At 65.5% G+C, this 21,375-nt stretch carries 18 protein-coding genes; 5 read left to right on the plus strand and 13 right to left on the minus strand.

Translation table 11 applies throughout. The annotated features are described in order from the left end of the window. Positions 1-4 precede the first annotated feature (4 nt). The gene (locus tag WG208_RS02380) at positions 5-217 is read right to left on the minus strand and encodes a cold-shock protein (protein WP_337169712.1); all 213 of its coding nucleotides are present in this window, start codon (positions 215-217) and stop codon (positions 5-7) included. Between the two features lie 564 nt (positions 218-781). Here WG208_RS02380 and WG208_RS02385 point away from each other — a divergent pair. From WG208_RS02385 to WG208_RS02395, 3 genes are all read left to right on the plus strand, one after another. After that, positions 782-961: a hypothetical protein gene (locus tag WG208_RS02385; RefSeq protein ID WP_337169713.1), complete on the plus strand. Its 180-nt coding sequence runs from the start codon at positions 782-784 to the stop codon at positions 959-961. A gap of 127 nt (positions 962-1,088) precedes the next feature. Next, positions 1,089-1,601: a hypothetical protein gene (locus WG208_RS02390; RefSeq protein ID WP_337169714.1), complete on the plus strand. Its 513-nt coding sequence runs from the start codon at positions 1,089-1,091 to the stop codon at positions 1,599-1,601. A 98-nt stretch (positions 1,602-1,699) separates the two neighbouring features. Continuing rightward, positions 1,700-4,177: a DUF87 domain-containing protein gene (locus tag WG208_RS02395; RefSeq protein ID WP_337169715.1), complete on the plus strand. Its 2,478-nt coding sequence runs from the start codon at positions 1,700-1,702 to the stop codon at positions 4,175-4,177. A gap of 48 nt (positions 4,178-4,225) precedes the next feature. Here WG208_RS02395 and WG208_RS02400 read toward each other — a convergent pair whose 3' ends face one another. Beyond that, a complete protein-coding gene (locus WG208_RS02400) occupies positions 4,226-4,351 on the minus strand; it encodes a hypothetical protein (RefSeq protein ID WP_337169716.1) in 126 nt (41 codons plus the stop codon). Positions 4,352-4,492: 141 nt separating this feature from the next. Here WG208_RS02400 and WG208_RS02405 point away from each other — a divergent pair, with 141 nt between their 5' ends. Beyond that, on the plus strand, positions 4,493-4,786 hold the full coding sequence (locus WG208_RS02405; protein ID WP_337169717.1) for a hypothetical protein: 294 nt from the start codon (positions 4,493-4,495) through the stop codon (positions 4,784-4,786). Between the two features lie 45 nt (positions 4,787-4,831). On the opposite strand, the gene WG208_RS02410 is transcribed toward WG208_RS02405, so the two are convergent. The 4 genes from WG208_RS02410 to WG208_RS02425 form a co-directional block, all read right to left on the minus strand. Beyond that, entirely contained in the window at positions 4,832-5,518 is a 687-nt protein-coding gene (locus WG208_RS02410; RefSeq protein ID WP_337169718.1) for a CAAX prenyl protease-related protein, read from the minus strand. 137 nt (positions 5,519-5,655) lie between these two features. Beyond that, complete coding sequence (locus tag WG208_RS02415; protein WP_337169719.1) at positions 5,656-5,955, minus strand: hypothetical protein; 300 nt, start codon at positions 5,953-5,955, stop codon at positions 5,656-5,658. Positions 5,956-6,074: 119 nt separating this feature from the next. Continuing rightward, entirely contained in the window at positions 6,075-6,716 is a 642-nt protein-coding gene (locus WG208_RS02420; protein WP_337170015.1) for a DUF4412 domain-containing protein, read from the minus strand. Positions 6,717-6,784: 68 nt separating this feature from the next. Continuing rightward, positions 6,785-8,140 (minus strand): aminotransferase class V-fold PLP-dependent enzyme, encoded by a 1,356-nt coding sequence (locus WG208_RS02425; RefSeq protein WP_337169720.1) that lies wholly within the window; start codon positions 8,138-8,140, stop codon positions 6,785-6,787. 136 nt (positions 8,141-8,276) lie between these two features. Here WG208_RS02425 and WG208_RS02430 point away from each other — a divergent pair, with 136 nt between their 5' ends. Next, positions 8,277-10,214 carry a hypothetical protein gene (locus tag WG208_RS02430; protein ID WP_337169721.1) on the plus strand — a complete coding sequence of 646 codons (1,938 nt, stop codon included), beginning with the start codon at positions 8,277-8,279 and terminating at the stop codon, positions 10,212-10,214. Positions 10,215-10,247: 33 nt separating this feature from the next. Here WG208_RS02430 and WG208_RS02435 read toward each other — a convergent pair whose 3' ends face one another. The 7 genes from WG208_RS02435 to WG208_RS02465 form a co-directional block, all read right to left on the minus strand. Beyond that, positions 10,248-13,745 (minus strand): hypothetical protein, encoded by a 3,498-nt coding sequence (locus WG208_RS02435; RefSeq protein WP_337169722.1) that lies wholly within the window; start codon positions 13,743-13,745, stop codon positions 10,248-10,250. A 208-nt stretch (positions 13,746-13,953) separates the two neighbouring features. Continuing rightward, on the minus strand, positions 13,954-16,350 hold the full coding sequence (locus WG208_RS02440; RefSeq protein ID WP_337169723.1) for an ABC transporter permease: 2,397 nt from the start codon (positions 16,348-16,350) through the stop codon (positions 13,954-13,956). Positions 16,351-16,380: 30 nt separating this feature from the next. Then, complete coding sequence (locus tag WG208_RS02445) at positions 16,381-17,085, minus strand: ABC transporter ATP-binding protein (protein WP_337169724.1); 705 nt, start codon at positions 17,083-17,085, stop codon at positions 16,381-16,383. Positions 17,086-17,127: 42 nt separating this feature from the next. Then, on the minus strand, positions 17,128-18,372 hold the full coding sequence (locus tag WG208_RS02450; RefSeq protein WP_337169725.1) for an HlyD family efflux transporter periplasmic adaptor subunit: 1,245 nt from the start codon (positions 18,370-18,372) through the stop codon (positions 17,128-17,130). A 42-nt stretch (positions 18,373-18,414) separates the two neighbouring features. Then, positions 18,415-19,965: a hypothetical protein gene (locus tag WG208_RS02455; RefSeq protein WP_337169726.1), complete on the minus strand. Its 1,551-nt coding sequence runs from the start codon at positions 19,963-19,965 to the stop codon at positions 18,415-18,417. Then, positions 19,962-20,906, minus strand: coding sequence for an ABC transporter ATP-binding protein (locus tag WG208_RS02460; RefSeq protein ID WP_337169727.1), 945 nt, complete (start codon positions 20,904-20,906; stop codon positions 19,962-19,964). Before WG208_RS02460 ends, WG208_RS02455 begins: the two co-directional genes overlap by 4 nt. Continuing rightward, complete coding sequence (locus WG208_RS02465; protein WP_337169728.1) at positions 20,903-21,337, minus strand: GntR family transcriptional regulator; 435 nt, start codon at positions 21,335-21,337, stop codon at positions 20,903-20,905. The genes WG208_RS02460 and WG208_RS02465 overlap by 4 nt, the downstream gene beginning before the upstream one ends. Positions 21,338-21,375 lie beyond the last annotated feature (38 nt).

Consider the following 21,375-nt stretch of genomic DNA (forward strand, 5'->3'; position numbering starts at 1 on the left):
GCGATCAGCCGCGGATCTTCGTGACCTGCTCGGCCGCGGGGCCCTTCTGACCCTGAACGATGTCGAACTCGACACGCTCGCCCTCGGCCAGGGTGCGGAAACCGCCGCCCTGAATGGCCGAGTGGTGGACGAAGCAATCCTTCGAGCCGTCATCAGGCGTGATGAAACCGAAGCCCTTGGCATCGTTGAACCACTTCACCTTGCCGGTCGTACGCATGGCACTACTCCTGTTGCTGTTGTGTTCGGAGTCCGGCCCTGCCGTACGCACCGAGCACTCGTGTTGGTTCGCGGACCAGACCCCCGCGCGGGTTTGCTGTGATCACACGACCACAGCGGCACGTCGTTTCCACTGATCACCCACGAAAAAGGACCCGCCAGAGGCAGGTCCCCGAAGTCGCCTGCTCTCGTGTGTCCCGCATCGTAATGCGGCCAACCTGAAATGAGTGCTCCTAGAGGCTAGCGCGGACTGGCCATAGTGTCAACAGGAATATGCTGCCGGGCTGGCACCCGTTCTGTCACGAACGGGCCTTTCCCGGCCCCGATGGGCCGCCGGCGATGCCGCACCGGGCGGTTTCACTGGCCGTCCCGCCGGCTCCGGGCCGCCCCCTTCCCGCGAGGACGGCGCCTGAACGCGCCGGGATGGCCCTCCTGGCCTGTGTGCCCCTTCCCGGGGCCGGCGTGATCCACGGACGCCCGCACCTTTCACCCGCACCTTTACAGTGGATCGAGCGGGCTCCAACGTCATTGAGTGGTTTCTCTTTCTCCCGCCGGAGTACTCCCGATGAAGGACGCGCAGCTGAAGGCCCTCCTCAAGAAAACCCAGGCCAAGGCCAACCAGGTGAAAAAGCCCGCCAAGCAGGCCTTCGACCCCACACTCGAAGCCACCCGCGGCAAGACCGAACCCGTCCAGGGGACGGAAGCCGAGGAGATTTTCAAGGAGATGAAGCGTCGGGAATTCTGACATGCCGCGTCCCGGGAGCTCCCCCGACATGAATGGACGTAGTGCAGCGGCCCGGTGGTGGGATCTCCGAGGAGATCCCAGAAGGGATACCCGATGGGATACCCGATGCGGTCGCCGAACGGGGCGCATGGGCCGACTGGCGCGCGGGGCTCTCGTCCTTGGCCTCGGCTTCGTTGCCTGCACCGACAATCCCGACGTCGCCGCCGACAGCAGCCAGTCCACGCCCTCCGCGAGCGGGCCGGTCTCCGCATCTGCCGCCACACCTCCCGGTGATCTCTCGGGCCAGTGGCAGGAGGGCGACGAGCAGATCCGTTGGCGCGCGGAACGCACGGATGGCGCGATCACCCGCATCATCGAGACCGCCACTTTTGGCGCCGATGGCCACCTCTCGCGCGATCTCCGGTACACCCGCGAAGGCACCCTGTCGAGCTTCAGCGAAATACGCACGCAGACGATGCAATCGCCCGACCGCACCCCGTCTCCGATGGAGGTGCGGGTGACGCTCGAGATGGCCGGCGATGCGGTCGTGCGCAGCGACAAGCTGGTCGACGGAAAGCCCGTCGCCCTGCGCAGCTTCGAAATCGACTATGCACGACGTCACGCCGAGCAGATGCTCACCGTGGCACGGCGCACGCCCTGAGTACAAGACCGGAGTACGGGACCTGATGCAGGCCACGCCAAGTCCCGACAGGATCCGCAGACATCGTTTCACATCGTCCTACCGCCACACTTCGCACCGTGACTGACTTCGAAACACTCGGCGCCTTCTATCTCGGCAAGCACTACGATCTCGGCACACGCACACGCACCGACGATCTCGTGCTCTATGACGCGAAAGATCTCACCACCCATGCCGTCATCATCGGCATGACCGGCAGCGGCAAGACGGGGTTGGGGATCGATCTCATCGAGGAGGCCCTGATCGATCGCATTCCGGTCATCGCCATCGATCCCAAGGGCGATCTCGGCAATCTGGCGTTGCGTTTCCCGCGTCTCGCCGCCGAGGATTTCCGGCCGTGGATCGATCCGCAGCAGGCCGCGACCGCGGGAGTCACGCCGGAAGTCTTCGCCGAACAGCAGGCGGAGCTGTGGAAAAAAGGCATCGCCGGATGGGGGCAGTCGCCGGATCGTATCCAGCGGCTCATGGATGCCGCGGACGTCACCATCTACACGCCGGGCAGCAGCGCCGGCAAACCGCTGTCGGTACTGCGCGCCTTCGATGCGCCGCCGGCAGCCATTCTCGACGATGCGGAGCTGCTGCAGGAGCGGGTCAATGCGACGACCACCAGCCTGCTCGCCCTGCTGGGCATCGACGCCGATCCGATCACCAGTCGTGAGCACATTCTCATCGCGAATCTGCTCAGTCACGCCTGGCGCGAAGGCCGGAGCCTCGATCTCGCCTCGCTGATCGGCGGGATCCAGACGCCGCCGTTCACCACGGTGGGTGTGATGCCGCTCGATACGGTCTTCCCACCCAAAGACCGCATGGCGCTGGCCATGCAGCTCAACAACCTGCTCGCCGCGCCGGGCTTCCAGTCGTGGTTGCAGGGTGAGGCACTCGACACGGCGTCGCTGCTGTACGACCCGAGCGGCAAGCCGCGTGGTTCGGTGGTGTCCATCGCGCATCTGAGCGACGCCGAACGGATGTTCTTCGTGACGTTGCTGCTGGCCGACATCCTGGCCTGGGTGCGTGCGCAGCCCGGCACGGGCTCGTTGCGCGCCATCCTCTACATCGACGAACTGTTCGGCTACATGCCGCCGGTGGCGAACCCGCCGTCGAAGATGCTGCTGCTCACACTGCTCAAGCAGGCGCGCGCCTTCGGACTGGGCGTGGTGCTGTCCACGCAGAACCCCGTCGACCTCGACTACCGCGGCCTCTCCAACACCGGCACGTGGTTCATCGGCCGTCTGCAGACCGAACGCGACAAGATGCGCGTGATGGAAGGGCTCGAAGGCGCGGCGGGCAGTCAGCATTTCGACCGGGCCGCGCTGGAACAGACCATCGCGGGCCTGGGCAAGCGCGTGTTCCTGCTGCACAGCGTGCATGAACCGGCGCCGTTCACGTTCGAAACCCGCTGGACGCTGTCGTATCTGGCCGGCCCCATGACGCGCGAACAGATCCGCGCGGTGACCGCGCAGTCGCGTGCAGCGACGACCGACAGTGCGTCCGCCGGTGCATCATCGACCGGCACGGCCGCCCGAAACGCGACATCAGCGGCAACGACCGCCACTCCATTGGCCGGCAACGGAGCCGCCCGCAGTGCAGCCGCACCCGTCCTGCCCCCCGACATCACACAGTACTGGCTGCCCCCCGTGGGTCGTGCCGGCGCGTCCGACGCGCTCGAATATCATCCGGCCGTGCTGGGGCTCTCCGATGTCAGCTTCTCGAACGCCAAGCTGGGGATCACGCAGCAACGGCGCGTCACGCTGCTCGCCTCGGTGGACGACGGTCCGATTGCACTCGACTGGGATCAGGCCGAACGCCTGGATATCGAACCCTCGGCGCTCGAACGATCCGCACGCAATGGCGCGGGCTTCGGCGCGGTGCCTCCCGCCGCCAGCAATGCCCGCAGTTATGCGGCCTGGAGCAAGGACCTGCAGAAATGGGTGGTGACCAACGAGCAGGTCACGCTCTACCGGAGTCCGGCGTTCAAGGTCACCTCACAGGCAGGCGAGAGCGAACGCGATTTCCGCATCCGGCTGCAGCAGCTGGCACGGGAGTCGCGCGACGAAAAGATCGAGGCGCTGCGCCGCAAGTACGACAGCAAGTTCACGGCATTGCAGGAGCGCATCCGCCGTGCGGAGCAGGCCGTGCAGCGGGAGCAGCAGCAGGCGTCACAGGCCAAGATGAACACCGCCATCTCGGTGGGCGGCGCCATCCTTGGCGCGATCTTTGGCCGGGGCAAGATCGGAGCCGGCTCCATCGGCAAGCTCGGCACGGCTGCCCGGGGCATGGGACGCGCATCGCAGCAGGCCGGTGACGTGGATCGTGCCAACGAGACGGTGCAGGCGCTGCGGGAGCAGGAAAACGCGCTCAATGCCACCCTGCAGAGCGAGATCGACGCCCTGGGCGCCAGCTATGATGCGCAGTCGGAACCGCTGGAGTCCGTGGTCGTCGCGGCGAGGAGCACCGACGTGCGGGTCCAGTTCGTTGCCCTGCTGTGGGTACCGTATGTGCGCGATGCCAACGGCATGCAGACGGCGGCGTGGCGGTGATGCGGTTCGAGGACTGCGGTTCAGAGTCCGCAGTCCTCCGTTCGCGGATCAGCGCAGGTTGAACAACCAGGCCACGAGGAAGGCGAGCAGCAACGCGATGGCGCCCTGCACGATCGAACTCCGATCGAGTCGCAGGGCGTGAGCGCGGACATTCTGGCGATTGGGGGTCGGCATGGGTGCTCCGGGAAAGGGACTCCCTTCAGGACGCCGTGACCGTGGTCTTGGTCACGACCGATGGTCACCCGGCAGTGGGCCGTTGCGGCGGCGCCCGGTCCCACGCCTCGCAGGGCATTTCCACGCGATTGTGCTTCCCGCATGACCCATGACTGGCTGTTGGGAACCTGGCGCCTGCTGCGCGCCGACCCCTCGCTCGACTTCGCGCCCGGTGTCCGCATGGAGTTCCGGATGGACGGCGAGTTGTACTATCACGTCGACGTGGGCGGACGGGATCAGGTGATCCAACTGCTGTACCGCATCGACGGCGATTTGTTGCACACGGACAATCCGGCGACCCCGCATTCGATGTCCGTGCGTCTCACCCATGGGCCGGGAGACACGCTGCTGCTCGACTTCGGAGGACCACAGGCGCTGCTGCTGCGCGAGTTCTGAAGCACGCCGCCGCAGCGCCGTGTCCGCGCCGTTCCGCGTTTCCGTCTACATCCAGTACGCGTACTGCCCGGTCAGCAGCACGAAGCCCGACAGCGCGGCATTCGTCACCGCGTGCACGAGCACCAGATCGCCCAGCGAGCGGGTCTTCCACATCCACCAGTTGTAGATCAGGCCGCAGGCCAGCCCCACTTCCCAGAACGGGCCATGCTCGCTGGCAAACAGCACGGCCGTGGCGACAAAAGCCACGACGTTGAAAGTGCCGAGGGGCACTTGCTGCCAGTTGTTGTTGACGAGCCAGCGGGGCAACCACCCGCGCCAGAACAGTTCTTCGATGATGGGCACGAGAATCGCCGCACGCAGGACGCGCAGCGTCATCACGAGCGGATCGGAAAGCTCGGCGACGGGAATGGAGTTGGTGACCTTGCCGGTGATCTGGTTCTGGAAGAGCCAGTGGTCACGCCAGCCCGGCATCAGTTGATCGGGCAGGACCCACAGCGCACACACGGCGAGGCCGAGCCCGATGCTGGCGGCGGCATGGCGCACCCGCAGCGAAAACACAATGTCGCGGGACAGCGTGAGCAGCACCGCGGTCAATACGCCGACACGAAACACCGATTCCCAGGGCTGTGGGATCCCCAGCGATGGCGCGAGCGCCAGCCAGAGCATGAACAGCGCAAAGGGTCCAACCCACGGCAGGGCCGGGTAGCGGGAGATGAGGGGCGGGGTGGTCATCCCCAATTGTACAGCGCGGCATGTCCGATCGCGGCATGTCCGATCGCGGCGCGATGCCGAGCCTGCGACGCGGACGGTGCGACCGGAACGGCGCACCCGGGAGCGCGCCGCTCCCGCCCCTCATCCGATGAGGTTACTCAGGACCGCGAGGTGCCGTACACCACCGGCGACGTGCCCTGACGGATGTCGCGCGCACCCGCGGCCACACCCGTGCCGACGGCCAGACCGGCTGTCAGCGCCGTGCCGATGCCGATGAACGGGAGACCGGCGAGTACCGCTCCCACGCAGAACACCGCGCCACCGGCCAGCCAGGGCGCCACAGCCTTCTGCACGGCATCGACGTAACGAAGACGGTTGCGCACGAACCGGCGCGCCGACCCGTGCAACACGATGGCCAGCACCGTGGCGATCGCGAACGACAGCAAAAAGGAGAACATGGTTCCTCCGAAGACTCAGTTGCGCCGGACGACATGGCGACGATGCCTGGGCCGGTTCCTGATGTCCTAACGAGGGCGGTCGCCGAAGGTTTCAGGCGAGGGGAGCCGGCCCGCCGGAGTCAGCGGCGACGCGGCGGCTGGGTACGGGTGTAATCGAGCGGTACGGCAAAAAGATCCCGCGGCAGTACCCGGCGCTCCACGGTCAGCACCTGAAATGGCACCCCTCCGTCCGACATCGTGACCTTGAGCGGAAATCCTTCCGCGGCCAGCGCCTGCTGCCACACGGGAAGATTGCCGCCGCTCATGGCATCGAGCGGATTGACGTACCGTCCCAGCTCTCTGGTGAGACAGACGTCGGTGGACGATGTGCCGCGTGACACCATCACATGCTCACAGGAAAGTCCGGCCACGGTTTCCGTGCGGCCCGTGCGGGTGATCTGCGCATCGGCGGGCGGCGCACCCGCCGCTTCCAGCAGCGCCGACGCCGTCATCGGCAACTCGGTATAGCTGCGCTGCGCCGGCATCAGCAGATGCAGCTTCTGCTCGCCGGCCGCGGCCAGCACGGCCATGCCCCGCGCTCCTCCCACGTTCACCCGCACACTGCCGTCGCGAACGAGATACTCCGCCTGCTCCGTGCGCATCCCCTGCGGCGTCCGTGCCGACAGACGGATGGTGATCGCGCCTTCGAATGCCGGCGCGACCGGTGCGCCCTGTGCCATCACCGACGATGCCGGCATTCCGATCGATGTCGCGAGCAGCATGGGCACCACGCACCCCATCCCGCTCGACCTGGCGATCGAAACGAACGCCGGCCGGACGAACCGTTTGATCAGGCGATCCCCTTGCGAATGGCCGAAAGGACGAGCTCCGAGAATCGGTCGACCTCGTCCAGTGTGCTATACACATTGGGCGTGACGCGGATCCCGTTGAATTCGGGATGGGTGATGGGCGTCTGCACGACACGGTGCTGTCCCACGAGCCAGCCGCCCAGTTTGACCGGATCGAGTCCGTCCACGGCAAAGAACCCGATACCACCGCCCCACTTCGAATCGAGGGGTGTGAGCACCTTCACACGACCGTCGCCTTCGGCCAGAAGACGCTTCGCCCAGCGGTCACGCAGATACACCAGACGCGCCGACTTGCGTGCGGCCCCCAGCGCCCGGTGAAACGTGAGCGCCACCGACACCGCATTGTGATTGGCGGCAGGATGCGTGCCGATCTCCTCGTACTTGCGGATGTCCGCTTCCTGCCCCGGATTGCCCGCCATCAGCGGCCACATGGACGGGATCTGGTCCTTTCGCACATAGAGAAAGCCCGTGCCGATGGGCGCCAGCAACCACTTGTGGAGACTCGTGCCGTAGTAGTCGCACCCCAGTTCGTCGCGCGTGAAGGGGAACTGCGCGAACGCATGCGCCCCGTCCACGAAGGTTTTCACGCCCTTCGCTCTGGCCATCGCCACCAGTTCCTTCACGGGAAGGATCTGCCCCGTGAGGTTGGTGATGTGCGTGATCTCCATGACCTTCGTGCGCGGGGTGATCGCTTCGGCGAACCGGTCGACGATCGACTGCGGCGTGGTATTCGGCACGGCGAAGGAAATCTCCTTCAGCACGATGCCGTCGCGCTTCACCCGTTGTTTCCAGGCGTTGATCATGCGCCCGTAGTTCTGGTTGCTGACGATCACTTCGTCCCCGGCCTTGAGATCGATGCCGAAGATCAGCGTCTCCAGCGCCTCGGAGGCATTGCGCGTGATCGCCATTTCCTCGGTATCGCATCCAAACTCGCGTGCGAGCTCGCGGCGCACGATCTCGATGCGCGGCTCGAGCGTCTGCCACATGTGGATCACGGGCAACTCGTTGGAAAACCGCAGATCCCGTTCGAGTTGCGCCATGACGTGCGAGGGCGCGGGTGAGCAGCCGCCGTTGTTCAGATTGATCCAGGTGCGATCGAGATCGAAGGCCCGCTGCACGGGCTCCCAGAAATCCTCGTCCGCGGCAAACCGCCGCGCCTCCTCGGCCGATCCGGTCCACGTGGGGGCCTGGGCATCGAACAGATCCACGCCACGACTGCGCGCCACATCGGCGGCATCGAACAGGCGACGGATGGCCCCAGCGGAGAACTGCGGCATCGAAAGCGCCGGCAAGGCACTGCTGCCGGCGAGCGCGGAGAGGAAGAGGCGTCGGTCCATGGCGGGAACATGCGCTCCCGAAGGCGCTCCCGCGAGAGGCGGCACCGGAGCGCCGCCCGAACCAGTCGTCGGGACATCCTGGGGACGGGGGGACGAATGTGGTGGCGGGAGGACGGACCTCCGGATAACGTCCGGCATGTCGTCTCCCCGTCGTTGGCTTCTGGCGGCTGCCCCCTGCGTGGCAGCCGGTCTCGTTCTGCAGGGCTGTGTACAGCCGCTGACCATTGCCCCCAGTGACGCCAGCACCGTGCTGGCCCGGCGCACCATCACCGCGCCCAACCCCGGGCAACCGGGGACGCTGGCGGTGCACCGGCTGTACTACGGCAGCGGCAAGGACATCCGCCGGCCGGAGTTCCGCGACTCCATCACCTATCGCACGGGAACCATCGACGCATCGCCGTATGCGCGCATGGATCCGCCGGTGGCAAAGAGCCGCAAGAAGTATTGGGGTTACGACAACACGAAGTTCCCGCTCAATGCGCGGGTGTGGTATCCCGAAGGCGCGGGACCGTTTCCGCTCGTGCTCGTCGTGCACGGCAATCACAACATGAAGGAGTTCTCCGATCCGGGATACGCCTGGCTGGGCGAACTGCTCGCCTCGAAGGGATACATTCTCGCGTCCATCGACGAGAATTTCCTCAATGGCGGTATCCGCGGCGAGAACGACGCACGCGGCTGGGTGTTGCTCAAGCATCTGGAAGTCTTCCGCGCGCTCAACGACTCGGCGGGAAAACCGCTGCATCACAAGATCGACATGACGCGCATCGCGCTCATGGGGCATTCCCGCGGCGGCGAGGCCGTGGCCATCGCCGGGGCGTTCAACCGGCTGCCAGCCTATCCGGACGACGCCACGCAGAAGTTCGATTTCAACTTCGACATCAAGGCGCTCGTGGCCATCGCGCCGGTGGACGGACAGTACCGTCCCGCCGAACAGCCCACGCCGGTGAGCGATTACAACTACCTCGTGATTCACGGCTCACATGACGGTGATGTCTCCAATTTCATGGGGCTGACACAGTACAACCGGTTCCGCTTCACACGCCCGGGACCGGAGTTCAAGAGCGCCATCTGGATGTACCGGGCCAATCACGGACAGTGGAACACGGTCTGGAACAACAAGGACAACGGCAGTTATTCCGTCCGTGCGCTGCAGCTCAAGGCCCTCATCGACGGCGAGGAACAGCGACGGTTCGGCCGTGTCGTGATCGGTGGTTTTCTCGATGCGACGCTCAAGGGCATGGACGCGTATCGTGAGATCTTCCGCGACTATCGCAGCGCGGGCGACTGGCTGCCGCCCACCATGTATCTCTCGCGATACGCCGACGCACAAACACAGTGGCTCGCCACGTTCGACGAGGATGTCGACGTCTCGTCGGGAACGGCGCCGGGCGTGCGCATCACCGCGGATTCGGTGAGCACGTGGAAGGAAAACGACGTCACCACGCGCAATCGTTCGGCCACGTTCCGCAGCAATGCGGCCACCATCGGCTGGAACAACACACCGGCGGCCGGCGCCGACTCCACGGTGCCGCGCTGGCCGGCCCGCGTGAACATCACGGTGCCCGATTCCCTCAGCCGGGCCTGGAACGTTGGCGCGCGCAGCGCGCTGCTGTTCACCATCGGCGTCACCGATCAGAAACCCGGCGCCCGGAAGGTGCCGCGTCCGGCCCGCACCGACTCTGCGGCACCTGACAGTGCCGGCACGAAGAAGCCCGCGCCCAAGCCCAAAGCCAAGCCGCCGGCCAAGAAGCCGGAAAAGGACACCATCCCGCCCGACTTTTCGGTGGAAGTGGAAGACGCCGCGGGCCACGTGGCCCGCGTCCCCCTGAGCGCACTCGGCGCCGTGCGCATGCCCATCGAGAGCTACGTGTATCGCCGCAAGGGGCGCGACAAGGCGCAGTTCTCGACGCTGTCGGAACAGGTGATGCAGACCTACGTCGCGCCGATGAGTGCGTTCACGGCGGCAAACAGCGCCTTCGATCCGGCCACGCTGCGCACCATCCGTCTGGTGTTCGATCACAAGCGCGTGGGCGCGATCCTGCTGGATGATGTGGGGTTGACGCGGTTGCCGTGACGGGAGCGGTTGCCGTCATCCCGCTTCGGAACACTAGCGCTGCGCGGTATACGGCTTCTGCTCGCGCATCAGCGCGTTGGCGGGATACGGCAGACGCGCGATCTGTTCGGGGCTGAGCAGCGTCGGCAGGAATGCCTGCACCTCGAGTCTGTTCATTTCCCAGATCGCGTTTGTCGTCGCCTTCTGTCGACGCACGACCACGTCGCTGTCGAACGTGTCGGGGAGATCGTGCAACCACGCCGCCATGTCGCGCCACGCATCGTTCACTTTGGGCACATGCGAAGCCCGACGCGCCATGAGGCTGCGGATCTGATCGTTGGAGAGTCGCACGGAATCACGAAAGCTCAGCAGACGCTCGTAGGCATCCGGCACCGTGCGCGCGTAGCGCGTGACGAGCTCGTCGACCGTGTAGCGCTTCCCCGAGCGACCCGCACGACCGGAGCGCACGTAGCGATCGAGTTGCTGTTTGTCGGCGTCGACGCTGAAGTTGATCGATGCATCGAGCACGATGCGGAACGGCGCCAACTGGCCGCTACCGGCCCGATTGCGACCGAACTGCGTATTGGGAATCGGCACATACGATTGCGTGGCGCGGTCGAAAGTACCCACGCGAAATGCCGCACCGTCGTACGCGGCGGTACGCCCCCAGCCCTTGAGATCGCTGCCATTGACGGCGCGATCGACAAGACCGGCCAGATTCGACACGAAGAGGCGACCGGTCACACGCGAAAACGCCGGGGAAATCTGACGGCCCGTCAGGACCACTTGTGCGTTCGCCGTCACGGCCCACGGCGCTTCGCACTCCGGGAACTCGCGACCCTCAATCCGACGCGCTACGCAGCCGCGACCACCGCCGTCGGCGAAGTACGACGCAAAGAGTGCCTGTGAGACGCGATCGTTCGCGCGACCATCGCCATTGATGTCGGTCGCCCACACCGGATTGAACGGAGTGCCCGATCGCGCAATACCGAAGCCGCTGACGGCTATGGCCTTCCAGAACTTCCCCAACTGCAACACGACGCTGTGGCGCGCGTCCAGTGATGATCGACGCCAGCCGCGATCAGTCACACTCCCGAATGCTGTCGCGCTGAATGCGGACGTGTACTCCCTCGCCGACGACAGCGTGTAGCCTATGCCGACAAAGAATGGTTGAATGTTCGGCTGCAGGATGATCGTGGCCTGGGTCGCAGCGATTCTCCCATCGCTGCTCGTGCGCAGTACGTTGCCCAGCGCCGGGCGCTCCAGCGCGACCGCCGTGCGCAGAAACCCGCCATCGTGCGCGATGGCATCGGGAGCGACGTACATCGCGCGACCTTCGAGTCCTTCGTGGAACTGGGGCCGTGCGTGCATGTTGAGCGGATCGCTCACCGGCTGATCGAGACCGAGCGAGGCCGCCAGTTCGACCTGCAGCTCCGCGAAGCGGTTCGCAAACGCTGTGGCGACGTGCGAACGCCACGAGCGTGGCGGCGCGAAGCCACGTCCGATCACACGGTACTGCGCGATGGTGTCGCGCTGCGCGGTGGTTGCCCCTGCACATGGCGCATCAGGATTGCCGGACGCGATCGTGCCGCCACCATCGCCATACCAGCACGTCTCCGAAACGGCCACGCGTCCGATCGACGCCAATTGCAGCAGGCGATGGGGTGCGACGACTCCACGGAACTCCCCGATACCGATCTTGAGGATGCCCGGTGTGGGAGAAAACACGGTGCCGACCGGGCTCATCGTCACCATGCCACTCGCGCCACTGCGATACTGCCACGACAATCCGAATCGAGGACTCACGTGCCAACTGGACACGTCGTCCACGATCGCGCCCGGAAACGCATCGCGCAGCGAATGCGACGCATACGCGATCGACGGTGCGTCCGTTCGTTCGAGGCGCGCCCCCAGCATCAGTTGCCACCCCGGGGCCGGGCGCCAATAGTCGCCCAGCGCAACGAACGCGTTCGTACCTCGAGCGGTAGCGGATGGATACTGCACCAATCGCTCCGTGGCCACTGGCGCGCCGCGCAGAAGATCGTCGACAGAACGAAAGGTGAGCGTCGCGGCAGATCCATCGAGGCGCGAGTCGGCGAGCTCGGTTCGCGCACCCGCGGTCACTTGCCAGCGATGCTTCGGTGCCTGCCGAAGATAGAATCGCGCCGACGCGCGCGACTCCCACATGACGGTGCGCAACTCGGAGTTCCCAAGACCGCTTCCGCCGAGCGCGAATGATTGCGGCAGCACCCCCAGCTCGGTGTCCTCGAGCATGGAGACGGTGTATCGCGGAACTGCGGAGGGCGCATCAGTGCGCGATCTGGTGTCGGACAGACCCGTTGAGACTTCGACCAACGTCGCCGGATTCGGGAAATACGAGTACTCGAGCTGTGCGCCGAGTGATGAGCGCGCACGTTCCCGCAGTGTCGATACCGAGGCATAGGAGGAGTAGTCGATGGGCCGCTCCGTCGTCTTCGAACCGAATACGGTGAACCCGAAGGACCGTCGGGCTTCCGTGAGCATATTCGGGTCCTCGAGCGGCGTGTTCAAGCGGGCGGCGAACGAGAGTGCGTTCAAGTCGCGACGGTCCCGGTCGCCCACCGAATTTGGCGCCAGCCCCAACTGATGCCCTGCGTCAAGGGCATTCCGTGCGACCGTTTCGGAGATCCCCGACAGTAACCACTCGGACGCCGATGCATTTTCGAGCGTGACAATCGGGCTGGTCGACAGGTCCAGGTCAACCGCGGCATTGTACGACAGCCGATCACGCCACGTGATACCCGAAGCGCCCACACCAATGACGGTCCGGTCGGCCCGCACGCCGCGTTGGCCCGCTGCGAGTGCTGGCGCACTGGCCTCCGCCCGCGAGATCGTTGCCCGGCGTGTCGCATAGCTCTCGCCCGGATCGATGACGATCTGTGTTTCGGCGCCGCTATACCAGCCTTTCGCCGGATCGAACACATTCGACATCAACCGAGCGGACGTTGACAGGTTCCGCGGAAGCGAAGCGTCGGAAAACTGTAGCCCGTTCAGAGTGACCGAACTCTGATTGCCGGCCAGGCCGAAGACGGAGAGCCCCTCAGCCGTGCTCTGCACATTGCTGAACCCCGCAGCAATGGCCGCCACCGAGTTTGCTTCCGTCGGATCCACGCTGCCACCCGCCGCGCTCCGGCGCGCGTCGAGCGCGCCGGCCGTACTGTTGTCGTTGCGCGACGGTTTCGGACGAGTCGCCTGGACTTGCACAGCACTCAGCGCCACACCATTGGTATCGCGTTGCGTATCGGGGCGCCGCAACAGGATGCGCACTGTGCCCGCTGAGCGCTGCAACACGGCCTGGTCGACGCGTCGATTGGTGGTGGCGTATCCCGTTGCCGAAACCCGAACGATATAGCCGAGCGTGTCAAGACGCATCACGGCACGGACACCACCCGCAAAGCGCACCCCGATGCCTGTTTCGCGAGTCGAGAGTCCTGTGACCAGCACTTCGAATGTTGGGATCGGCGATGCGGTCGCACTGTCCACGGCCAGCACCGTGATCGTGTCGGGTCGCATATCCTGCGCGTGTCCCGGCGATCGAATGCCAGCCGCTATCGGTTCAACTGCGGTGAGCGATAAAATGTATGCAACACCCACGACAACCATGAATGAGTTGCAAGAGGGTTGGACCTAACGACCTCGCCGAGAACGCCTCCACCCACACTAGACCTCTCGTCCAACAATGCCGCGACAACACCGAGACGGCAAGCCTCAAGCGTCAGTACTACACCCCTCGCAACAGCAGGCTCGGCTTGATGTGTAGCACACGCCAAAGGGGGCGGGCGCTACCCAACCCCGCGCTGACGAGTAGCGCGAGCGCGCCGGCGAACACGGCCACGATCAGCCGCGGAACAGGCCAGGCCGCGAGCTCTGGAACGAGCCCACTCCCCAGAACAAGGATCACCGCGGCCGCGCCGCTCGCCCACGCCACATCCACCGCCATCTCGTACGCGAGCAGGCGAACGATGCGTCCGGTCGTCGCGCCCGACGCAATGCGAATGGCGAACTCCTTCTCACGCTCCGCCGTGGCAAGGGACACTTGCACCAGCGCGCCGGTGCCGGCGACAACGCACCCAAGCCCCGCCAGCACCGAGACCAGCCACAGGCGCAACAGCATCCCACTCATGGCCTGACGAAGACGCGCCGTGAAGGGCAGTGCATTCGCCACGCCGATGCGTGGATCCAGCCGTGCGATCACGTCCGCGATTCGCGGGACATATCCCGTATTGTCGGCGCGGCGCTGAACGACGTGCAGGCGGCGGACGGGCAGTTGCGCGAACGGCACGATCACGGCCGGCGTTGGCGCCACACCGACACCGCCCTGCGCGACGTCATCAACCACGCCGACGATGCGCCGCACGACCGTTGGCAACGGCGTCAGCGTCACTTCGCGTCCGACCGTGGACCCGTCCGGGAAGAATTTTCGGGCGAAGGCGCGATTGACGACGGCGACCGGAACCCCGCCGGGACGGTCCGATTCGGAGAAGACCCGACCAGCGACGGTCGGAATCCGCATCACATCGAAGTACGCACTCGATACGACATTGAACGTGACATCATGGCTGGCAGTATCTGCCGTACCGACTGCCCCGGCGTGGCGAAACCATATTCCGCCGCCGGCATCGATCACGGGCAACCGAAGCACGACCGCGGCCCTGGACCCACCTTGCTCCAATGCCGCAATGGCCTGTTGCATGACGGCCGTCGCTCCCTCTTCACTGGCGTAGAGATTCGCACTCAGGGAAACGTCTGCCGCCTCGACGTCGGTCGCATCGAATCCCGCCGGCGTGCGCACCGTGGTCAGGAAGTCCCTCGCGACGACCATCCACACTGCGAGCGTGACCAGCGCGAACGCGTATTGCCAACGCAGCAACCACCGAAGCGCGGTACGCGCACGCGAGCTTGTCGTGACGCCTGCCCCCGCGCCAAGGAGTTCTTTCCCGAACTGGCGTTGCGAGAGTCGTACGAAGGTCGGAATCGACGCGGCGGCGAGCACGATCCCCGGCGCGACCACGGCGGGTGCGAGCACGCCAGGTCCCAACAATGGCACATCGTCCGCGACGCCATGCTTCAGGACATATCCGCGCGCAGCCAATGCCGTCGCCCAGGCGACGCCGGCCGCGATCAGGGCGGCGGCGCCCCAGACAGGAAGAAGCATGGCACCAACGCGCCAGCGCAGTGCGCGCATCGTTGCACCAAGAGCAAACAGCACCGCGTGCTCACGCTCCCGCAACGTCTCCCAGCCGAGCATCAGGCCCGCAATGTTTATCCCCACGAGCACGACGACGGCGAGCGCCAGGAGACCCAACAAGCGCAGCGCTCTCGCGGCGTCGCCCAGCACGTGGTCGCGAAATGCCGGCCTGATGATGTGAATATCCCGGTTCATCGGCGATGCGGCCGCGAGTGCGGGCTGAAGACGATCCCACTCCGCATCCGCCTGGTCCGCTGCGCCCTGACGCGCCCGGGCAACGGCCCTCAAATAGTACCCGCCATGATCGGTGGCCGCCAAACCGCCGAAGGTCATGGGCACCCACACGTCCGTGCCAGCGGGATACATCGCGTGCGCCGGCGCAACGCCGATCACCCGGAAGGGCCGCGTGTCGAGCAGAATGTCGCTGTTCACCACGCGAGGATCACCACCGAATCGACGTACCCACAACTCATGACTGATGATGGCTACCGGTGCATCGGCGAGTAGCATGTCCGGTTCGGCAGGCGGCGCGTCAGCGTCCGTGAAGAAACGCCCCACATGGGGCATCACGCCCAGCACAACCGGCAGACTCGGTGTCACGGCCGCAATACTCACGACCTGGGCCGCGCCGTTCACGGACAACGTGACCGACTGCGTGCGATAGGCCCCCAACTCCCATGCCGAGAGTGAGCTCGCGAGAATCGTATAGACGCCGCTGGAGAGCTGCCCTCCTTCACTCGAGCCGCGCACCCCCTGCTGCACCTGCCGCAATGCACCGACCGAGGGATACGGCAGCAACGCCTGTTCCCGGCTTTGCATGATGGCGAGGATCGCGAAGCCCAGGCCGCATGCCAGACCCACCAGCAATGCCGCCGGCCCCCAGACTTTCACCCAGTCCCGTCCCGACCAGCTCCCGCGTGTGCTCGTCACGTCTCCCCCACGATCTCGAAAGTGGCTCGGTTACGGCGTGTGCACCGCGAGATCGACCAGCGCCCCATCGAGCAATGCGATGGTCCTCGCGGCAAAACGCAGGTAGCGGTCATCGTGCGTGACCAGGACGACCGTCGTCCCTTCTTCATTCAGCGAGCCAAGGAGCTCCATCACGGCCGCACCATTGCGTGAGTCGAGGTTCCCCGTTGGCTCGTCGGCAAGCAGCAGTGAGGGCTTCCCGGCAACGGCACGGGCGACCGCCACCCGTTGTTGCTGTCCACCGGAAAGTTGAGCGGGCCGGTGATGGCGCCGGTCGAGCAGCCCAACCCGTTCCAGTGCTTCTTCGACTCGAACGCGCCGCTCCCCCGCAGACAACTCACGCCGATAGCGCAGCGGAAGCGCCACATTCTCCTCCACGCTGAGATCCCCGAGCAGATTGAACGCCTGATACACGAAACCGATCTCCCGATTGCGCAACTGGGCACATTGTGCGGCATCGAGTGAGGCGACGTGGTGCCCTTCGAGCCAGTAGTCGCCTTCGGACGCCTCATCCAGGAGGCCAAGTATCGCGAGCAGCGTCGACTTGCCCGACCCGGAAGGACCGGTGATCGCGACGCACTCGCCATGACCGATATCCAGCGAGACGTCGTGCAAGGCGTGCGTCTCCATGAACGGCGTGTCGTACGTCCTGGCGATATTGCGCAATCGGATGAGAGGCGACGCATCGCGTGTCATGGCAGGTCGGTGAAAAGCGTGATCGAATGGCCGCCATGCAGATCAGCGGATCCGCACGTGCGACTGTGTCGCGAAGGAAGCCGTTTCCGATGTGATAATCCGGGCACCTGCCGGCAGCCCACTCATCACCCGGACATACACGTCGGACGCGTCCGCGAGCTGTGCGCGTATCGCGCGGGCCTGCCTTCCGTCTGCGTCGATCGCAAAGACCGTGACGTCTCCCGTGCGAATGAGGCTGACGGGGCGTCGGACGTAGAGCACGTCGTTCCAGGCATCGACGGTGATGGTGGCGGACACACCGAGGTCGGGAACGGCACCACGCGGGAGTTCGCCGAGGAGTTGGATCTCCACCAGAATGGTCCCACCCTGCGCACCAGGCGCCTTTCGCGAGACCACACCGCGAACGAGGCCATTGCGGGTGTCCACGCTGACGGCCTGGCCGACCGCCACGTCGAGCGCGAGCGTCTCGGGTATGCGCACGGCGGACTTGAGTCGCCTGGTATCGATAATCCGACCGAGTGCCTGTCCGGCCGGAACCCATTGCCCCGGATCCAGCGCCAAGTCCTGCACCACACCGCTTCGTTGCGCGCGCACGGTCAGCGCCCGTGCGCGCTGCGACTCCGCATCGGCAATCTTCGTGAGTTGCGCAATCTGCCGCTGGCGGGATTCCAACTGCACCGTTGTCGTGCGCTCGAACAACGCGAGACGCGCGCGCTCGGAATCGCGCCTGGTGAAAGCCTCGGCGAGCGTCGCCGCCCGCCCGGCCTTCTCGCCTTCGGAAGCGAGTGCCCGCGGCACGAGCGAATCGTACAGGACCGCGTCGATGCTGGCCGTGCGATATTGCGTCTCTGCGGTTGCCAGTTGCGCGCGTTGGGCCAGGACGCCGGAGAGCAACGAGGCTTCCGTCGACGCCAGGTCGGTTTGGGCAATCCGCACACGCTGTTCTGCCTCCAGGGCGCGAATCGTCACGTCCGGGTTCGCAAGCTCGACCAACGGGTCACCCACGTGTACGGAATCCCCCGCGCGGACCAGCACACGTTCGACCCGCGCCGACGCCGTCGCCACCACGACCACAACACTTTCGGGAACGAGCGTGCCCTGCGCAGCCACCTCTCGCCGAACCATACCGCGGCGCACCGTGTCGATGTGCACGGCACTCCGTTCGAGCGTGAACTGTGGAGCGCGCGCATCGCGCGTCCGCCACAGGACGGCAAGAGCACCAAGGCTCGCAATGGCGAATGCGCCGAAACGACGATGCTTCGGCGGCGGCCGCTTGGGGATGTCCATTGTCCGCGTATCGAGCAGCGTGCGGTTCAGTGGTTCAGGGCTTCAGTGTTCGCTGCCCTGACGGCGCGCCGCGGTGACCTGCGGCAGGTCTACGCTCAGGTGCTGTCGACGCGCGCCGGTTGCGGCGACCTGCGAGACAATCACCACACTGCCGGCAAACCAGTCCTGATTCACCGCCGCCGGCAGGGCTTCACGACTGTAGGCAGCCAGGGAGAATCGGGCGTCCTCGTGCCGCAGTCCTGGCAAGTCACGGTTCACGATATCGGGATGACCACCCGTCTCCGTCTGCAGGCGGATCAACTCGTCACGCTGCGGTTGCAGGATCGCGAATCGCAGATTGGCGAGCATCGATGATTCACCGCCGGCCTCACGCGCGAGTGCCGACGCCTGCACGATGAGTTCGGATTGCGGCCCATCCACATGGACCTGGCTCAGGCTGAATCGATAGCCGTTCACGCGCCCGGACGCGGCGGCCTGCAGTGGCAGACGGGCGATCTCCCGCGCCTCGCGCACGGAGACGGCAAGATCGAGTGCAAGCTTCGCCGTCCTTGCGCACACGGAGTCGCGTGCCGATGCCTGTCCCTCGAAGAGGATCCACGAGGTCCGCGTGGCCGCTTCGCCGGCATCACCGAGCGTCTTCGAGCCTCCCGAAGCCACCAATGGCCCCCACGTTCCCACCACCTGATACCAGCGTGGCGCGCGAAGCGTCCGGGTCGATCCATCAAGCAGGATCACAGTCAGCATCGGATCCGCCAGCACGACTTGTTTCCCGGCAACACGCGAACGCACGCCGAGTGTGACGGAGCCGTCGGCGCCACAACTGAGGGGTTGAGCGGGATCCAGATCGAGTACAGGTGTATCCGCGTACACTGCGCGCGGTGTCGTGGACGCGTGAGGCGGGCGTTCGGCATACGCCATCACCATGACGCCGACGAGAAGAATGCCGACTCGACCAGGCACTGACGCCTCCCGCTGCGTGTAGTGCCAGCGTATCGCGGCAATCCCCGCCACGAGTACCACTACCCCCATACCCCAGGTGGAGACGATCTCCGTTTCATTCGAGAGCAGTCCGAGGGCCGCAATCGCGACGTTGCTGCTCACGAGTGCCAGCACGAGCAACACCCCAAACGCGCCTGCGCCTCTCGTGGCCACGGCCAGCGCCAGGGCCATGCCGGCAACGCCGGCACATAGCGCACTGAAGCCGACCGTGAATGCCGCACAGAGTGCGCTCGTGGTATCGAGTCCGTACAGTCCCGCGCCCACTCCCGTAGCGAGCGCCATGGCTATCGCGAAGATGACGATGGCGGCGAGCTTGCTGATCGCCATCGCGCTTCCAGAGATCGGCTGCGACGCCCACCATGCTCGCGGTGTGGCGGGCATGTCGCGGAAGCACGCCAGCGCGCCGATGATGGCGCCGCCGAACGGGATCACGACGCTCAGATTCGGGCCACTGCCGAACTGCAGGAGTGTCGGCTGGAAGAAGCGAACGACCGGCAGAAGTGCGAGCAGGATCACGCCAATGAGTACGGCGCGTCCAATCCGGAGATCGCGTGCAAAGAGGCGACCAAGCAACGGCCACTGAAGGCGATTCATGACTGAGTCTCCATCACCAGATCCCGCGGTGAACCCTTGACTGCCAGATAGAGTTCGCGCAGCGCGAGCGACTCGATGTGCACCTGATCGACACCGGCCAGCGCCTCGAGCCGGGCACTATAGGCTCCGGCATCCGAGTCGACCGTCGTCAGCCCGGTCAACACCCGTCCGGACCGTTCGACATTCCACCACGTCGCTGTCGCACACGCGCGATCGAGCCCATCGCCGTCTCCGCTAACCACCACTCGACGGAATCGCTCCTGCAGTGCATCGAGTGTGCCGCACGCGCGGATTTCACCGCGCTCGAGCACGAGCATGTGATCCGCAGCGCCCTCCAGTTCCGCCACGTCGTGGGATGCGACGAGCACGGTCGCGTTGTCCTCGTACACCCGCACGAGAAGCCGACGCACCACGGCCTCCCGCATGGCGACATCGAGACCGGGAAACGGTTCATCCAGCAGCAGAACATGCGGACGCGCGGCGATGGCGCAGAGCACGGCCACGAGGGATTGCTGACCTCGTGACAGCGCACGAATCGGGCGCTCCAACGGAAGGTCGAACTCAGCGACCATGCTTTGCGCGAGCATGCCATCCCATTCGGTTCTGGTCGATGCGAACCACGTCAGGAGATCGCGCAGACATTCACTGCCCGGGAGATCAACACTGGCCGATACGAGCGCAACCCGGGGAAGCGGGTGACGCGTCGTGCCGATCAACGACTTGCCGTCGACTTCGAGAGTGCCGTGCGTGATCTGTCGCAGACCGCCGCAGCACTCGAGCAGCGTGGTCTTGCCGGCGCCGATGGGACCGAAAAGCCCCACGAAAGCGCCACGTGGAATCGAGAATGTGAGACGCCGCAGCGCCTCACCTCCACCACGGTACCGGTATGACAGGGCCGCGGCCTCCAGGGCCGGCGGAGCGGATTCCATCGCCTTGATCATTTCCCTCTCCCTGGTCTCGCGTGCACCTTCCCATGCGCGTTCGCGTCGTCCGCTCCGAACGCGGCCACCCACTGCGCCTCCACGGCGGCAAGCAGTTCACTCATCTCCCACCCCTGACGACGCGCTTCGACCACGGACGCCTCCAGCAGCTCCTCGAGGACGTGCCCGCGACTGCTGCGGCTCGCAACCGGTGGTCGATTGACGGTCGTCCCGATACCAGGCTGCACGGTCAGAAAGCCGTCCCGCACGAGCTCGGCAACAATCTTCTGCGCGGTATTGGGATGAATCCGCAGCGCCTCGCTGATCTCACGCACCGACGGAAAGGCGTCGCCTTCGCGCAGGACGCCGGCCAGGATGGCTTTCGTGGCGGCAAACACGACCTGCCGCAGGGGAGTGTCCCCGGGGCGCAGTTGGACGTGAAACGGTAGCATAGGTGTAACATGTACCATGTATAACCTGGATGTCAATG

The sequence above is a fragment of the Gemmatimonas aurantiaca genome, assembly GCF_037190085.1.
Taxonomy (GTDB): Bacteria; Gemmatimonadota; Gemmatimonadetes; order Gemmatimonadales; family Gemmatimonadaceae; genus Gemmatimonas; species Gemmatimonas aurantiaca_A.

Excerpts from the sequence above, each read along its gene's own strand:
- WG208_RS02380 (WP_337169712.1), bottom strand. The coding sequence starts at position 217 with ATGCGTACGACCGGCAAGGTGAAGTGGTTCAACGATGCCAAGGGCTTC.
- WG208_RS02385 (WP_337169713.1), top strand. The coding sequence starts at position 782 with ATGAAGGACGCGCAGCTGAAGGCCCTCCTCAAGAAAACCCAGGCCAAG.
- WG208_RS02390 (WP_337169714.1), top strand. The coding sequence starts at position 1,089 with ATGGGCCGACTGGCGCGCGGGGCTCTCGTCCTTGGCCTCGGCTTCGTT.
- WG208_RS02400 (WP_337169716.1), bottom strand. The coding sequence starts at position 4,351 with ATGCCGACCCCCAATCGCCAGAATGTCCGCGCTCACGCCCTGCGACTC.
- WG208_RS02405 (WP_337169717.1), top strand. The coding sequence starts at position 4,493 with ATGACCCATGACTGGCTGTTGGGAACCTGGCGCCTGCTGCGCGCCGAC.
- WG208_RS02410 (WP_337169718.1), bottom strand. The coding sequence starts at position 5,518 with ATGACCACCCCGCCCCTCATCTCCCGCTACCCGGCCCTGCCGTGGGTT.
- WG208_RS02415 (WP_337169719.1), bottom strand. The coding sequence starts at position 5,955 with ATGTTCTCCTTTTTGCTGTCGTTCGCGATCGCCACGGTGCTGGCCATC.
- WG208_RS02420 (WP_337170015.1), bottom strand. The coding sequence starts at position 6,716 with ATGCTGCTCGCGACATCGATCGGAATGCCGGCATCGTCGGTGATGGCA.
- WG208_RS02425 (WP_337169720.1), bottom strand. The coding sequence starts at position 8,140 with ATGGACCGACGCCTCTTCCTCTCCGCGCTCGCCGGCAGCAGTGCCTTG.
- WG208_RS02430 (WP_337169721.1), top strand. The coding sequence starts at position 8,277 with ATGTCGTCTCCCCGTCGTTGGCTTCTGGCGGCTGCCCCCTGCGTGGCA.
- WG208_RS02435 (WP_337169722.1), bottom strand. The coding sequence starts at position 13,745 with ATGCGACCCGACACGATCACGGTGCTGGCCGTGGACAGTGCGACCGCA.
- WG208_RS02445 (WP_337169724.1), bottom strand. The coding sequence starts at position 17,085 with ATGACACGCGATGCGTCGCCTCTCATCCGATTGCGCAATATCGCCAGG.
- WG208_RS02450 (WP_337169725.1), bottom strand. The coding sequence starts at position 18,372 with ATGGACATCCCCAAGCGGCCGCCGCCGAAGCATCGTCGTTTCGGCGCA.
- WG208_RS02455 (WP_337169726.1), bottom strand. The coding sequence starts at position 19,965 with ATGAATCGCCTTCAGTGGCCGTTGCTTGGTCGCCTCTTTGCACGCGAT.
- WG208_RS02460 (WP_337169727.1), bottom strand. The coding sequence starts at position 20,906 with ATGATCAAGGCGATGGAATCCGCTCCGCCGGCCCTGGAGGCCGCGGCC.
- WG208_RS02465 (WP_337169728.1), bottom strand. The coding sequence starts at position 21,337 with ATGCTACCGTTTCACGTCCAACTGCGCCCCGGGGACACTCCCCTGCGG.